Source organism: Rhodoferax sp. RT5P35 (assembly GCF_056521385.1).
On record NZ_JBWMAX010000009.1, the window covers coordinates 122,030 to 135,120 of the forward strand.

The 13,091-nt window shown below is 62.3% G+C and carries 13 protein-coding genes; 7 read left to right on the plus strand and 6 right to left on the minus strand.

The features are described 5' to 3' along the window. Window positions 1–73: 73 nt before the first annotated feature. Genes AC097L_RS15655 through AC097L_RS15670 form a run of 4 tightly spaced genes read right to left on the minus strand, consistent with a single transcriptional unit; the run spans window position 74 to window position 4,245 of the window. Window positions 74–1,900 (minus strand): M61 family metallopeptidase, encoded by a 1,827-nt coding sequence (locus tag AC097L_RS15655; protein WP_479587465.1) that lies wholly within the window; start codon window positions 1,898–1,900, stop codon window positions 74–76. 24 nt (window positions 1,901–1,924) lie between these two features. Further along, on the minus strand, window positions 1,925–2,368 hold the full coding sequence (locus tag AC097L_RS15660; protein WP_479587466.1) for a DUF3429 domain-containing protein: 444 nt from the start codon (window positions 2,366–2,368) through the stop codon (window positions 1,925–1,927). 31 nt (window positions 2,369–2,399) lie between these two features. Beyond that, the gene (locus AC097L_RS15665) at window positions 2,400–3,116 is read right to left on the minus strand and encodes a DsbC family protein (RefSeq protein WP_479587467.1); all 717 of its coding nucleotides are present in this window, start codon (window positions 3,114–3,116) and stop codon (window positions 2,400–2,402) included. A gap of 1 nt (window position 3,117) precedes the next feature. Next, window positions 3,118–4,245, minus strand: a complete 1,128-nt coding sequence (locus AC097L_RS15670) for an FAD-dependent monooxygenase (RefSeq protein WP_479587468.1) — start codon at window positions 4,243–4,245, stop codon at window positions 3,118–3,120. 54 nt (window positions 4,246–4,299) lie between these two features. Between AC097L_RS15670 and AC097L_RS15675 the strand changes: the two genes are divergently transcribed. The 3 genes from AC097L_RS15675 to AC097L_RS15685 all read left to right on the plus strand — a co-directional run bounded on the left by AC097L_RS15675 (window position 4,300) and on the right by AC097L_RS15685 (window position 7,255). Then, a complete protein-coding gene (locus tag AC097L_RS15675; RefSeq protein ID WP_479587469.1) occupies window positions 4,300–5,151 on the plus strand; it encodes an MOSC domain-containing protein in 852 nt (283 codons plus the stop codon). A 159-nt stretch (window positions 5,152–5,310) separates the two neighbouring features. Then, complete coding sequence (gene ychF / locus AC097L_RS15680) at window positions 5,311–6,396, plus strand: redox-regulated ATPase YchF (RefSeq protein ID WP_479587470.1); 1,086 nt, start codon at window positions 5,311–5,313, stop codon at window positions 6,394–6,396. Between the two features lie 97 nt (window positions 6,397–6,493). Beyond that, window positions 6,494–7,255 (plus strand): RNA pseudouridine synthase, encoded by a 762-nt coding sequence (locus tag AC097L_RS15685; protein WP_479587471.1) that lies wholly within the window; start codon window positions 6,494–6,496, stop codon window positions 7,253–7,255. Here the strand turns inward: AC097L_RS15685 and AC097L_RS15690 are convergent. Next, complete coding sequence (locus tag AC097L_RS15690; RefSeq protein WP_479587472.1) at window positions 7,252–7,731, minus strand: YqaA family protein; 480 nt, start codon at window positions 7,729–7,731, stop codon at window positions 7,252–7,254. The two genes, AC097L_RS15685 and AC097L_RS15690, sit on opposite strands and share 4 nt — an antisense overlap. 315 nt (window positions 7,732–8,046) lie before the next feature. Between AC097L_RS15690 and aceA the strand changes: the two genes are divergently transcribed. After that, window positions 8,047–9,366 carry an isocitrate lyase gene (aceA, locus tag AC097L_RS15695; protein ID WP_479587473.1) on the plus strand — a complete coding sequence of 440 codons (1,320 nt, stop codon included), beginning with the start codon at window positions 8,047–8,049 and terminating at the stop codon, window positions 9,364–9,366. 62 nt (window positions 9,367–9,428) lie between these two features. Here the strand turns inward: aceA and AC097L_RS15700 are convergent, their stop codons facing one another. After that, a complete protein-coding gene (locus tag AC097L_RS15700) occupies window positions 9,429–9,959 on the minus strand; it encodes a septal ring lytic transglycosylase RlpA family protein (RefSeq protein WP_479587474.1) in 531 nt (176 codons plus the stop codon). Window positions 9,960–10,136: 177 nt separating this feature from the next. On the opposite strand from AC097L_RS15700, the gene dusB reads away from it, so the two are divergent. The 3 genes from dusB (at window position 10,137) to purH (ending at window position 13,083) form a co-directional block, all read left to right on the plus strand. Then, a complete protein-coding gene (gene dusB, locus AC097L_RS15705; RefSeq protein WP_479587475.1) occupies window positions 10,137–11,183 on the plus strand; it encodes a tRNA dihydrouridine synthase DusB in 1,047 nt (348 codons plus the stop codon). Then, a complete protein-coding gene (locus AC097L_RS15710; RefSeq protein ID WP_315182599.1) occupies window positions 11,180–11,416 on the plus strand; it encodes a Fis family transcriptional regulator in 237 nt (78 codons plus the stop codon). The genes dusB and AC097L_RS15710 overlap by 4 nt, the downstream gene beginning before the upstream one ends. A 62-nt stretch (window positions 11,417–11,478) precedes the next feature. Next, window positions 11,479–13,083, plus strand: a complete 1,605-nt coding sequence (gene purH / locus AC097L_RS15715) for a bifunctional phosphoribosylaminoimidazolecarboxamide formyltransferase/IMP cyclohydrolase (protein WP_479587476.1) — start codon at window positions 11,479–11,481, stop codon at window positions 13,081–13,083. Window positions 13,084–13,091 lie beyond the last annotated feature (8 nt).

Below are 13,091 nucleotides of genomic sequence, written 5' to 3' on the forward strand. Positions count from 1 at the left end.
GAAATCTATTTGCTATTAAAATAATAGCTACTTGCGCAAGTGATACCTGCGCTGGAGGCACTTTTTGTATAAATCAGGTTTTGCCGGGTTCCAGCCAGGCCATGACGGCGCGCGGGTTCTCGATAGCCAGCCGCCAGGTGGTGGTGCTGGCCACCGTGGGCAAGGTCAGCGGCAGGCGCAGCAGGCGTTTGTCGCGGGCCACCAAGGCGGTAACCTGGCGGGCTGGGCCTGCATACAACAGCACATCGTCCAGCTTGGCCATGCGCCAGCCGCCCTCGGTGGTTTCCACGCCCAGCCATTCGTCGCCTGCGGCCATGCCCGCCTGTTCGGCCGCGCCGCCGCGTAGCACGACCTTGATTTGCACGCCTTGGGCCTCACCCACGCGCAGGCCCAGGCGCTGGGCCAATTGGGCCGGGTCTTCATGCACCGCCACGCCGTGGCCTGCCAACAGGTCTTTCAGCGGCAAGTCGGCCGTGCCGTGCACCCAGGCCTGGATTTCGGCCTCGAAGCTGCGCCCGGCCAGTTCGGCCAGCACCTCGGCAAAGTCGGCCTCGCGCATCGGCCCGGCCTGGCAACGCTGCCACAGGGCGCGCATCACCTCGTCCAGCGTGGTCTGGCCCTGGCCGCGCAGCGTCAGGTCGAAGCACAGGGCCACCAGTGCGCCTTTGGTGTAGTAGCTGACCGTGGCATTGGGGGTGTTTTCGTCCTGCCGGTAGTACTTCACCCATGCGTCCATGCTGGCCTGCGCGACAGACTGCACAAAGCGCCCCGGCGTTTGCTGCACCTGGTTGATGGTTTTGTTCAGCAGCTTGAGGTAGTGGGCGTTGTCCAGCAGCCCGGCGCGGCGCAACAGCAGGTCATCGTAATAGCTGGTGAAGCCTTCAAAAAACCACAGCAGCGGTGTGTATTGCTCCGCGTCATACGCGTAGCGCGCAAACTCGGCTGGGCGCAGGCGCTTGACGTTCCAGGTATGGAAGTATTCGTGGCTGATCAGGCCCAGCAGTGTGGTGTAACCCTCGCTGCGCTTGACTGGAATAGATGGCTTTTTGGCCTCGGCATCCGGGGTGCGCGGCAGGTCGCGGCGGTTGCAGACCAGCACGGTGGAGTTGCAATGCTCCAGCCCGCCATAGCCGTCGTCCACCGCGTTGAGCATGAATACGTAATTCTTGTGCGGCGGTTTGCTAAGGCGTTTGCCGTTGCCATCGGCGCTGTGCCAGAAGCGGATCTCGGTTTCGCAAATCGCCTTGGTGTCGGCCAGCAGCCGTGCACCGTCGAACGAGGGGGGCGCGCCTGCCACCACAAAGCGGTGCGGCACACCGCAGGCCTTGAACTCGCCGCTCCAGAACGTGCCCAGCTCCACCGGACAGTCCACCAGCTCGTCGTAGCTGGCGGCCTGGTACTGGCCGAAGCCCGCCGTGTCCACCTTGGTGGCGGTCAGGCCGGTGGCGACCGACCAGTGCGCGATGGCCGGTGCGGCCACCAGCTCCAGCCCGTGTGCCGCATCTTCCTGCCCGTGCACCCGCAAAAACAGGCTGCTGCCGTTGAAGAAGCCGCGTGTAGCGTCCAGCCAGGCGGTGCGCACCGACGCGTCATTGGCGTAGATCTCGCACACCAGCACCAGCGGTTTGCCCGGCTGTGCTGCAACTTCCCAGGTGTTTTTATCCAGCTGCTGCAAGGGCAGGGCCCGCTTGCCCTGGCGGGCCTGCAGGTGCTGCAGGTTTTTGGAGAATTCGCGGACCAGGTAGCTGCCCGGAATCCACACCGGCAGCGACACCCGCTGCAAGGCGGCGGGCTGGGCGATGGTTAGCGTGACGCGGAAAAGGTGGGCGAGGAGATTGGCAACCTCCACGCGGTAATGGACGGGGCCATGGACAGAAGCGGTCTCAGTGGAATGTGGCATGGCGCCAAGAATACCCCACTGGGGTCAGGTGCCTGCGGCGCCCAGCACGCAGCACAGCACCGCCACGATGGTGATGTGCAGGCGCATCGGCAGCCAGGCCGCCAGCCCGGCGCGGGGCCATGTCTTGAAGTCCACCACACAGCAGGCCACCAGCAGCAAGCCCAGCAGCGGCAGTCCCGCGTAGGCGGGCATCACCACCGCCACCCAGGCGACCAGTGAAGGCACCACGCCCCAGACGAGGTGCCACCGCCCATGCGGTGCATTCAGCGTATCGGCGCGCAGTGCAATGCCCCAGTGGATGCCGCCCAGAAACGCGGTGATGACCCCTGCATAGCTGACCAGTGCGATGGCCACAAACGGGTGCAGGTCGTCCGCCACCATCCACACCAGTGCGGCCAACAGCACGAAAGGCACCAGACCCAGGTAAGACAGGCGGCGCACCAAGGTTTCCACAGACATGTTTTGCATAGGCGCGATTTTCACGCCATTTGCCGCCGGTTTATTTGATTTTCGCCAGTTGCGCTTCGACCTGCTCTGACGGCACGGCACCGGGGATGCGCGAACCGTCGGCAAACAGCAGCGTGGGCGTGCCGGTGATGCGGTATTTCTTGCCGAACTCAACGTTGCGTGCCAGCGCGGGGGCATCGCAGTTGGCTGCAGCCTGGGGAGGTGTCTGGCTGCGCAGCATCCAGTCGTTCCAGGCCTTGGCCTTGTCTTTGGCGCACCAGATGTTGCGGGCCTTGTCGGTGGAGTCGGCGCTCAAAATGGGGTACAGGTACAGCGACACGGTCACGTTGTCCACTTTCTGCAAATCCTTCTCGAAGCGCTTGCAGTAGCCGCAGTTGGGGTCTTCAAACACCGCAATCTTGCGTTTGCCGTTGCCGCGCACGATGGTGAAAGCGTCTTTGCTGGGCAGGCTGTCGAAGTCCACCGCGCTGAGTTTGTTGATCCGCTCTTCGGTGAGATTGCGGCGAGCCCTGGTGTCGATCAGGTTGCCCTGGATCAGGAAGTTGCCCTCGGAATCGGTGTACATGACATCGCCGCCGCCCAAGGTCAGCTCAAACAGGCCTGGCATGGCACTTTTATTGACTTCTTCGATTTTGGGCATTTGCGGAATGCGTTCGGCCAGGTTCTTCCGTAGTGAGGCTTCATCGGCCTGTGCGCCCAGGCATGCAATAGCGATGGCCGTGGCCACCGCACATTTCAAAAACGTCATGTCAATTCCCAATTGTTTCTAGTCCCATAGCCTGCCGAGCGACCCAGGTTTTGACCCAGCCGCTGCGCTCAAACCCCTGCATGCCCCAGTTGCGCAGCCCCTGCGTGGTCGCATCATTGCGCGCAAACAACTGCTGCAAACCGTCCGTCGCCCCGCCCACCGCCAGCAGCGCCGTCTTGCGCGCTCGCTCGTATTGGCGCAGCAGGCGTGCATCGCCCACGCTACGCCAGTAGTCGCGGCCTTGCAGCACCTGCGCCAGCGTGGCCGCATCGCCCAGGCCCAGGTTCAGCCCCTGGCCCGCCAGCGGGTGCACGGTATGCGCCGCATCGCCTGCCAATACCCAGGCGCGTTGGTCCTTGCGGCCGATCCAGCGGCTGGCCTGCGCCTTGTACAAAGGCCAGGCCGCCCGTGGGCCGTCCAAGGTCAGATTGCCCAACGCGCCCTGGCTTGCCTCTTGCAAGGCCAGGCAGAAATCTTCTGGCGACAAGGCCAGCAGCGCGGCAGTACGGTCCTCTTGCACAGACCACACCACGGCCACAGAGTTCCCGGTCTCACCCTGCAAGGGCAAAAAAGCCAGGATCTCGCCGTTGGCAAACCACTGCCGCGCGGTTTGGTCGTGTGGTTTTTGGCACACCAGCCGGGTGGCAACGGCTTGCTGGTGGTAGGGCATGCTGTCGAAATCCACACCTAGCTCGGCCCGGGTAGCGCTGGCCTTGCCTTCGCAGACCACGGTCAGGGCGGCGTTGACCGGGGCATCCACCACCTCGATCATCGGCTGGTAGCGCACGGCATCGCCCAGGCGGGCTTCCAGTGCGGGTACGTCCACGATCCATGCCAGCGCATGCGCACCCTGTTGGCTGGCGGTGAACGTCACCTCGCCGCCCTTGTCGCCCCACACATTCATCTGCCGCACCGCCGTGGCGTGCTGCGCATCGGGCCAGCAGCGCAATGATTCGAGCAGCGTGCGCGATGCCGTGTTGAGCGCGTAGGCGCGCACGTCGTCGGCAGGGTGGGGGTGGGCCGGGTCGGCGACCAGGGCCACGCGCAGCCGGTCGCGCGCCAGCAACAACGCCAAAGTGCGGCCGACAATGCCAGCGCCACGGATACAAATGTCAAAAGGTTGGGCCATTCCGGGATTGTAGGAGCCGGGCACAATGCGCAAATTTGCCCGAGGAATCGCCCTATGGACGTGAGCGCCACCATCACCCGTCTGTTCGTCTACCCCGTCAAATCCTGCGCCGGGGTGGCTCTGGACCACGCGACGTTGACCGAGACAGGTCTGGAGTTCGACCGCGCCTGGATGGTGGTGGACGCGCAGGGCCAGTTCGTCACCCAGCGCGAGCTGCCGCACATGGCTCTCATCCAGCCCCAGTTGAAAACCTTTGAGATGGTTTTGCGGGCTCCAGGCATGCTGGACCTGCACGTGCAGCTAGATAAAGTAGAGCACGCCGTGCAGGCTACCGTGTGGAGGGACACCGTGCCCGCCTTTGACATGGGCGACTTGGCTGCGCAGTGGTTCAGCGACTTCCTGGGCCGCCCGCTGCGCCTGGTGCGCTTCAACCCCGACCACCGCCGCTTGTCCAGCGCGCAGTGGACGGGCGATGACCAGGGTTTGAACCAGTTCTCGGACGGTTTTGCGGTGCTGGTCATCAGCGAAGCCTCGCTGATGGGTCTGAACCAACGTCTGGCAGCCGCCGGGGAAGCCCCGGTCGCCATGGAGCGCTTTCGTCCCAACATCGTGCTGGCAGGTATCGAAGCCCACGACGAAGACCTCCTGGACGAGTTGCTGGTTACCACCGCCCAAGGCGAAGCCCGCTTGGCGCTGGTCAAACCCTGCCCGCGCTGCCCGATTCCCAACATCGACCCTCTCACCGCCCTCAGCACGCCCACCGTAGGCGACATGCTGCAAACCTACCGCCAGACTGCCGTGGTGGGTGGCGCCGTGGCCTTTGGCATGAACGCCATCGTGCTGGGTGGGGTGGACAGTGAACTGCGCGTGGGGCAAAGCGCCAGTGCTGACTACAAATTTGAGTGATGGCTAGCGCGGCATGGTCAAGGGCTGCGGGGGCGGTCATTACAATGGCGGGCTTCATACAGCCCCCTGCCACCGCGCAGCGGGCCTGTTCTCCCTCTTATCTTCTCTGCGCCGTGGTGTTTTTACCGGCGCAAAGATTCGGCTCCTGAAGGATTCCCCATGAAATGTGGCATTGTGGGCTTGCCCAATGTCGGTAAGTCGACCCTGTTTAACGCCTTGACCAAGGCCGGTATCGCTGCGGAAAACTACCCCTTTTGTACCATCGAGCCCAATGTCGGCATCGTTGAGGTGCCCGATGCGCGCATGGCGCAGCTGGCGGATATCGTCAAACCCGAGCGCATGGTGCCCGCAGTGGTCGAGTTTGTGGACATCGCCGGCCTGGTGGCCGGGGCCAGCACGGGCGAAGGCCTGGGCAACAAGTTTTTGGCGCACATCCGCGAAACCGATGCCACCATCAATGTGGTGCGCTGCTTTGAAGACGACAACGTGATCCACGTGGCGGGCAAGGTCGATCCGATCTCCGACATCGAAGTGATCCAGACCGAGCTCTGTCTGGCCGACCTGTCGGCCGTGGAAAAAGCCCTGCACCGCGTGACCAAGCTGGCCCGCTCGGGCGATAAGGAATCCATCAAGCTGGTGGCGATTCTGGAGAAGTGCCAGTCGGCCTTGAACGAAGCCAAGCCGGTGCGCACGCTGGACTTCAGCAAGGACGAGCTGCCGCTGCTGAAGCAATTCTTCCTGATCACTGCCAAGCCCGCCATGTTTGTGGCCAACGTGGCCGAAGATGGGTTTGAGAACAACCCCATGCTGGACCGCCTGAAGGCCTACGCCGCCGCGCAGAACGCACCCGTGGTGGCCATCAGCGCCAAGATGGAAGCCGAAATGGCCGAGATGGAAGACGAGGACCGCGCCATGTTCCTGGAGGAGCTGGGCCAGACCGAGCCCGGCCTAAACCGTTTGATTCGCGCCGCCTACACTTTGCTGGGCCTGCAAACCTACTTCACCGCTGGTGTGAAGGAAGTGCGCGCCTGGACCATCCACGTCGGCGACACCGGCCCGCAAGCAGCCGGCGTGATCCACACCGACTTTGAGAAGGGCTACATCCGCGCCCAGACCATCGCGTTCGACGACTTCATCGCCTTCAAGGGCGAGCAGGGCGCGAAAGACGCAGGCAAGATGCGCGCGGAAGGTAAGGAATATGTCGTTAAAGATGGCGACGTGATGAACTTCCTTTTCTCATCCTAACGCTTTTCAAGCTTTTTAGGCCACTAGCGCATATCCCAACTGCGCTATATGCTATGAAAAATGTAGCATTTTATTTTCTCCACTGTATTGCCCCCCCATGACCGAACCGGTTCGCCTTGCCAAACGTCTCGCTGAACAGCTGGCCTGCTCCCGTAGCGAGGCGGAGAAGTACATCGAAGGCGGCTGGGTGCGGGTGGACGGGCAGGTGGTGGACGAGCCGATGTTCCGCGTCGGCGCGCAAAAGATCACCGTAGACTCCGATGCCAGCCTGCTGGTGTCTCCCACCGTCACGCTGGTGCTGCACAAGCCGGTGGGCTTTACGGCTGGGTTGGACGCAGGTCCTGGTCCTAAACGTAATACGGCGCAAGCCGCGCTGACCTTGCTGACCCGTGAGAACCACACGCCGGACGACCGCTCCGGCATCCGCACCCTCAAGAAACACTTTGCCCAGTTGCGCCTGGCCACGCCCATGGACAGCCGTGCCACGGGCCTGGTGGTCTACACCCAGGATGGCCGTGTGGTGCGCAAGCTGGAAGAAGATGCGGACCTGATCGAGCACGAAGTGATGGTCGAGGTGGCGGGTGATGTCACTCCCGGCATGCTGCGCAAGCTGGCCGATCCGGTCCAGTACCACGAGAAGATTTTGACCGCTGCCAAGGTCAGCATCAGCAGCAATACCGACACCGAGACCCGCCTGCGCTTTGCCCTCAAAGGCGAGCGCCCCGGCCAGATCGACTATCTGTGTGAAAGCGCGGGCTTGCAGATCCGCAGCGTCAAGCGCATCCGCGTGGGCCGTGTCGCCATGACGGCCTTAGCGCCCGGCCAGTGGCGCTATCTGGCAGAGCACGAGCGCTTCTAAAACCAGTGGGCTGGGAACGCCCACACCAGCGATCCGGTCAGCACCACATAGCGCAGAAACTTGCCTATCGCCATATAGCCCAAGCAGGGCCAGAACGGCAGTCTGAGCCAGCCCGCCACCGCGCACAACGGGTCGCCCACCAGAGGCAGCCAGGCCAGCAGACAGGCCTTAGGCCCCAGCTTTTCCAACCAACCCAGCACGCGGGTGTGGTGGGATGAGTGCTGGTATTTATCCGCCACCTTGTGTGCTCCGAAACCCATCCACCAGTCCACCGCACCGCCCAGTGTGTTGCCCACGGTGGCGACCAGGATGGCGGGCCAGAACAGTTCGGGGTTGAGCTTGACCAGCCCAAACACCACCGGCTCCGAGCCTAACGGCAGTAGCGTGGCGGAGATGAACGAGACGATAAATACGGTGCTCAGGCCGAATTGCGGCAGGGCCAGCAGGGTCAGCAAATGTTCGATCCAGGATTCCATCTGGGAAGTATAGGAGGGCGCTGACAGCGGTTTACCGCCAGTACCGTCTAATTCCCACCATGTGAAATCATGAAGCCGCACTGCGAAACTCGCCATTGCTGCACTGCAATAATTTTTACCAAACTACAAAAACTATTTTCGCATCATAAAAAGTTAGTTGTAAGCTGTTGATTTTGTTAATTTATATTTAAAATCTTATATAAGACATAAGAGTATGAAAAGTCTTATAGAAGACTTAGAATTTGTCCATCGGCACCGCACACCAGCGCAGTGCAGAACCCCTTCCTTTGCTTTTCAATCCACCTTGGAGTTTTTATGCCGCAATCCATCACCGAACAACTCAGCCGTGACCAACAAGCCGCTGCTCTGCAAAAAGACTGGGACACCAACCCCCGTTGGAAGGGCATCAAGCGTGGTTACACCGCCGCCGAGGTCGTGCGGCTGCGCGGCTCTTTCCCCATCGAGCACACCCTGGCCCGCCGCGGTGCAGAAAAGCTCTGGGATCTGTTGCACACCGAGGCGTACGTTAACTGCCTGGGCGCATTGACCGGTGGCCAGGCTATGCAGCAAGTCAAGGCCGGTGTGAAGGCGATTTACCTGTCGGGCTGGCAAGTGGCGGCCGACAACAACGGCTATGCCGCCATGTACCCCGACCAGTCGCTGTACCCCGTGGATTCGGTGCCCAAAGTGGTGGAGCGCATCAACAACACCTTCCGCCGTGCCGATGAAATCCAGCATTCCAAGGGCATCGACGCAGGCGACGCAGGCTATATCGACAATTTCGCGCCCATCGTGGCCGATGCCGAAGCCGGTTTTGGCGGCGTGCTGAACGCTTTCGAACTGATGAAGGCCATGATCAACTCCGGCGCGGCTGGCGTGCACTGGGAAGACCAATTGGCTTCGGTCAAAAAATGCGGCCACATGGGCGGCAAGGTGCTGGTGCCTACGGTGGAAGCCTGCCAGAAACTCATCGCCGCCCGCATGGCTGCCGATGTGTGCGGCGTGCCTACTTTGGTGATTGCCCGCACCGATGCCGAAGCCGCCGACCTGCTGACCAGCGACTATGACGAAAACGACAAGCCTTTCATCACCGGTGAGCGCACCTCCGAAGGTTTCTACAAGACCAACAAGGGCATCGACCAGGCCATCAGCCGCGCCATCGCCTACGCCCACTACGCCGACCTGGTGTGGTGCGAAACCGGCACGCCCGATCTGGCTTTCGCCAAGAAGTTTGCCGATGCCGTGCACAAAGTGCACCCCGGCAAGATGCTGGCCTACAACTGCTCGCCGTCCTTCAACTGGAAGAAGAACCTGGACGACGCGACCATCGCCAAGTTCCAGCGCGAACTGGGTGCCATGGGTTACAAATACCAGTTCATCACCTTGGCTGGCATCCATTCCATGTGGTTCAACATGTTCGACCTGGCGCAAGACTACGTGGCACGCGGCATGTCGGCCTATGTCGAGAAGGTGCAAGAGCCCGAGTTCGCTGCCCGTGACCGGGGCTACACCTTCGTGTCGCACCAGCAGGAGGTGGGTACCGGTTACTTCGACGAAGTGACCACGGTGATTCAGGGCGGCAAGTCCAGCGTCACCGCATTGACCGGTTCCACCGAAGAAGAACAGTTCCACTGATCTAAGGCCTTTGGGTCTATCCGCAAAAAGCCCGTCTGTGTACGGGCTTTCTGCATTGTTAGCTATCGATTCCAGAGCGGCGGTAAGCGCAGCGGGGGCGGCGACGGCGGGTCGTCGTAGCTGCGGGCCACCACGCGCTCCACCAGCACGTCGCCCGTGCCGCGGTCCAGCAAGCCGAGTTCGGCGGCTGCGGCCTGGCTCAGGTCAATGATGCGGTGGGTCAGGATGTGGGGCCCCCGGTCGTTGATGCGCACGATGACGCTTTTGCCGGTGCTCAACAAGGTGACCTTGGCGTAGCTCAGCAAGGGCAGGGTGCGGTGCGCGGCGGTCAGGGCGGACATTTGGAAGGTTTCGCCGGATGCTGTACGCCTGCCGTGGAAGCGTTTGCCGTACCAACTGGCCTTGCCGCGCTGGGCTGTACCGGTGCCCAGGTCGGTGGCCCAGAAGTCGGTCGCCGAGGCGCTGGGCGGCGGTAGTTCGGGGGGTTCGGCGCTGCTGTCGGCGGGAGCGGATGTTTGGGCCTGCACCCCGGTCAAACCTCCCCACAGGACGGCCACCACCAGCGCAAACACAACGGAAGACTTTTCAAACATGGCGGCATGTTAGTGCCTCTATGCAAACCGCCATCGGCGGGTGAATGCGCGGGTGCACGCAAAAGTGAGATTTCAATTGCTGAAATTTTGGGCAGTTAGAATGCCTCTCCTCCCCCGTTTTCACCATTTCTCCCACCGTATTTCCTTGGCGCCCCACCGGCGCTGACGCCTATTCCTATGCACATTGGTCCGTACGCTTTAGCGAACCGCCTGTTTGTTGCGCCCATGGCCGGCGTGACGGACCGGCCGTTTCGGCGCTTGTGCAAATCCCTGGGTGCGGGCTATGCGGTCAGTGAAATGGTCACCTCGCGGCGCGACCTGTGGGCCACGCTGAAAACTTCGCGCCGTGCCAACCACGACGGCGAAGCCGCCCCCATCGCCGTACAAATCGCCGGAACCGATGCCGAGATGATGGCCGAGGCTGCGGCCTACAACATCGCCAATGGCGCGCAAATCATCGACATCAACATGGGTTGCCCGGCCAAGAAGGTCTGTAACAAATGGGCCGGTTCGGCGCTGATGCAAGACGAACCGCTGGCCCTGGCCATCGTTGAAGCCGTGGTCGCGGCCTGCGCCCCGCACAACGTGCCTGTCACCCTGAAGATGCGCACCGGCTGGAGCCAGGCGAACAAAAATGCCGTGTCGCTGGCGCGCCAGTTTGAGCAGGCCGGTATCCAGATGCTGACCGTGCATGGTCGCACCCGCGAGCAGGGCTACACCGGCCACGCAGAATACGACACCATCGCCGCCGTGAAAGCCGCCGTGCGTGTGCCGGTGGTGGCCAATGGCGACATGACCACCCCCGAAAAAGTGCGTGACGTGCTGGCCGCTACCGGGGCCGACGCGGTGATGATTGGCCGCGCCGCCCAGGGCCGTCCGTGGATCTTCCGCGAAGTGGCGCACTTTTTGGACACCGGCACCCACCTGGCCCCGCCCCTGGTGGCCGAGGTGCAGCGCCTGCTGCTCGACCACCTGCAAGACCATTACAGCCTGTACGGCGAGTACAGCGGCGTGCGCACCGCCCGCAAGCATATTGGCTGGTATGTCAAAACCCTGCCTGGTGGCGAGGCCTTCCGTGCCCGCATGAACCTGCTGGAAGACCCGCAGCAGCAATGGGCGGCGGTAGACGCATTTTTTGCCGAACTGGCCAGCCGCATGGACCGCATGCCCGCCGCCGAGTTAAACCCCGAACAACAACATTTGCATCTGGAGAGCGCCGCGTGAGCCAAAAAAGTATCGACGAGTGCGTGCGCGCCAGTCTGGAAAGCTATTTCAAGGACCTGGACGGCATCGATCCCGCAGGCATGTACGACATGATGGTGCGGGTGGTGGAAAAGCCCCTGCTCGAAGTGGTCATGGCGCAGGCCGACCACAACCAGTCGCGCGCCGCCGCCTGGCTGGGCCTGAACCGCAACACCCTGCGCAAAAAACTGCTGGAACACCATTTGATGGAATAAGCCGCCACGGCTTGCTCATAACGATTTTTAACCTCCCCTCGACTTCTCCTCGATCGCCCCCGATGCCCATGAACGCACTTCTCTCCGTCTCCGACAAAACCGGTGTTTTGGAACTGGCCCAGTCCCTGCACGCCCTGGGCTTTGGCCTGCTGTCTACCGGCGGCACCGCCAAGCTGCTGGCCGATAACGGCCTGCCGGTCACCGAAGTGGCCGACCACACCGGTTTCCCCGAGATGCTGGATGGCCGGGTCAAAACCCTGCACCCCAAGGTGCACGGCGGCCTGCTGGCGCGCCGCGACTTCCCCGAGCACATGGCCGCGTTGAAGACCCACGACATCGCCACCATCGACCTGCTGGTGGTCAACCTCTACCCATTTGAAGCAACTGTGGCCAAGCCCGGCTGCACGCTGGAAGACGCGATTGAGAACATCGACATCGGCGGCCCCGCCATGGTGCGCAGCGCCGCCAAGAACTGGAAAGACGTGGCCGTGTTAACCGATGCCAGCCAGTACGCCACCGTGTTGGCCGAACTGCAAGCCAGTGGCAGCGTCAGCCAAAAAACCAAATTCACCCTGTCCGTGGCCGCGTTCAACCGCATCAGCCAGTACGACGGCGCGATCAGCGACTACCTGTCCAGCATTGCCGAAGACGGCAGCCACGCCCAGTTCCCCGCGCAAACCAATGGCCGCTTCGTCAAGCTGCAAGACCTGCGCTACGGCGAAAACCCGCACCAGCAGGCCGCCTTCTACCGCGACCTGTATCCCGCCCCTGGCTCGCTGGTCACGGCCCGGCAGTTGCAAGGCAAGGAACTTAGCTACAACAACATCGCCGATGCCGACGCGGCCTGGGAATGCGTAAAGAGTTTCAGCGAGCCTGCCTGCGTCATCGTCAAGCACGCCAACCCCTGCGGCGTGGCCGTGGGTGCGAATGGCCTGGAGGCCTACAGCAAGGCCTTCCAGACCGACCCCACCTCCGCTTTTGGCGGCATTATTGCCCTCAACCGCACATTGGATAAGGACGCTGCGCTACAGATTTCGAAGCAGTTCGTTGAGGTGCTGATGGCCCCTGGCTACACCGCCGAAGCGCTGGAAGTATTCAAGACCAAGGTGAATGTCCGCATCCTGGAAATCGTTTTGCCGAATTCCTATGGCAACGCTGATGCGTCGCTTGGCGGCACGACCGCCTGGGACAAGGGCCAGAACGTCATGGATATCAAGCGCATCGGATCGGGCTTGCTGATGCAGACCGCCGACAACCACGAGCTGGTGCTGGCCGATCTCAAGGTCGTCACCACCCTGCAACCCACGCCGCAGCAGCTCGAAGACCTGCTGTTCGCCTGGAAAGTCGCCAAGTTCGTGAAGAGCAACGCCATCGTCTTCTGTAAAGGCGGCATGACCATGGGGGTGGGGGCAGGCCAGATGAGCCGCCTGGACTCCGCCCGCATCGCTAGCATCAAGGCCGGCCACGCCGGTCTGGCCCTGGCAGGCACGGCGGTTGCCAGCGATGCCTTTTTCCCGTTCCGCGACGGCCTGGACGTGGTGGTGGATGCGGGAGCAACCTGCGTCATCCAGCCCGGCGGCTCGATGCGCGACGACGAAGTAATCGCTGCTGCCAACGAGCGTGGCGTGGCCATGGTGTTGACGGGCGTGCGGCACTTTCGCCACTAATCACCATT

Excerpts from the sequence above, each read along its gene's own strand:
- AC097L_RS15665 (WP_479587467.1), bottom strand. The coding sequence starts at position 3,116 with ATGACGTTTTTGAAATGTGCGGTGGCCACGGCCATCGCTATTGCATGC.
- purH (WP_479587476.1), top strand. The coding sequence starts at position 11,479 with ATGCCCATGAACGCACTTCTCTCCGTCTCCGACAAAACCGGTGTTTTG.
- AC097L_RS15675 (WP_479587469.1), top strand. The coding sequence starts at position 4,300 with ATGGACGTGAGCGCCACCATCACCCGTCTGTTCGTCTACCCCGTCAAA.
- dusB (WP_479587475.1), top strand. The coding sequence starts at position 10,137 with ATGCACATTGGTCCGTACGCTTTAGCGAACCGCCTGTTTGTTGCGCCC.
- AC097L_RS15685 (WP_479587471.1), top strand. The coding sequence starts at position 6,494 with ATGACCGAACCGGTTCGCCTTGCCAAACGTCTCGCTGAACAGCTGGCC.
- AC097L_RS15660 (WP_479587466.1), bottom strand. The coding sequence starts at position 2,368 with ATGCAAAACATGTCTGTGGAAACCTTGGTGCGCCGCCTGTCTTACCTG.
- ychF (WP_479587470.1), top strand. The coding sequence starts at position 5,311 with ATGAAATGTGGCATTGTGGGCTTGCCCAATGTCGGTAAGTCGACCCTG.
- AC097L_RS15690 (WP_479587472.1), bottom strand. The coding sequence starts at position 7,731 with ATGGAATCCTGGATCGAACATTTGCTGACCCTGCTGGCCCTGCCGCAA.
- AC097L_RS15700 (WP_479587474.1), bottom strand. The coding sequence starts at position 9,959 with ATGTTTGAAAAGTCTTCCGTTGTGTTTGCGCTGGTGGTGGCCGTCCTG.
- aceA (WP_479587473.1), top strand. The coding sequence starts at position 8,047 with ATGCCGCAATCCATCACCGAACAACTCAGCCGTGACCAACAAGCCGCT.
- AC097L_RS15655 (WP_479587465.1), bottom strand. The coding sequence starts at position 1,900 with ATGCCACATTCCACTGAGACCGCTTCTGTCCATGGCCCCGTCCATTAC.
- AC097L_RS15670 (WP_479587468.1), bottom strand. The coding sequence starts at position 4,245 with ATGGCCCAACCTTTTGACATTTGTATCCGTGGCGCTGGCATTGTCGGC.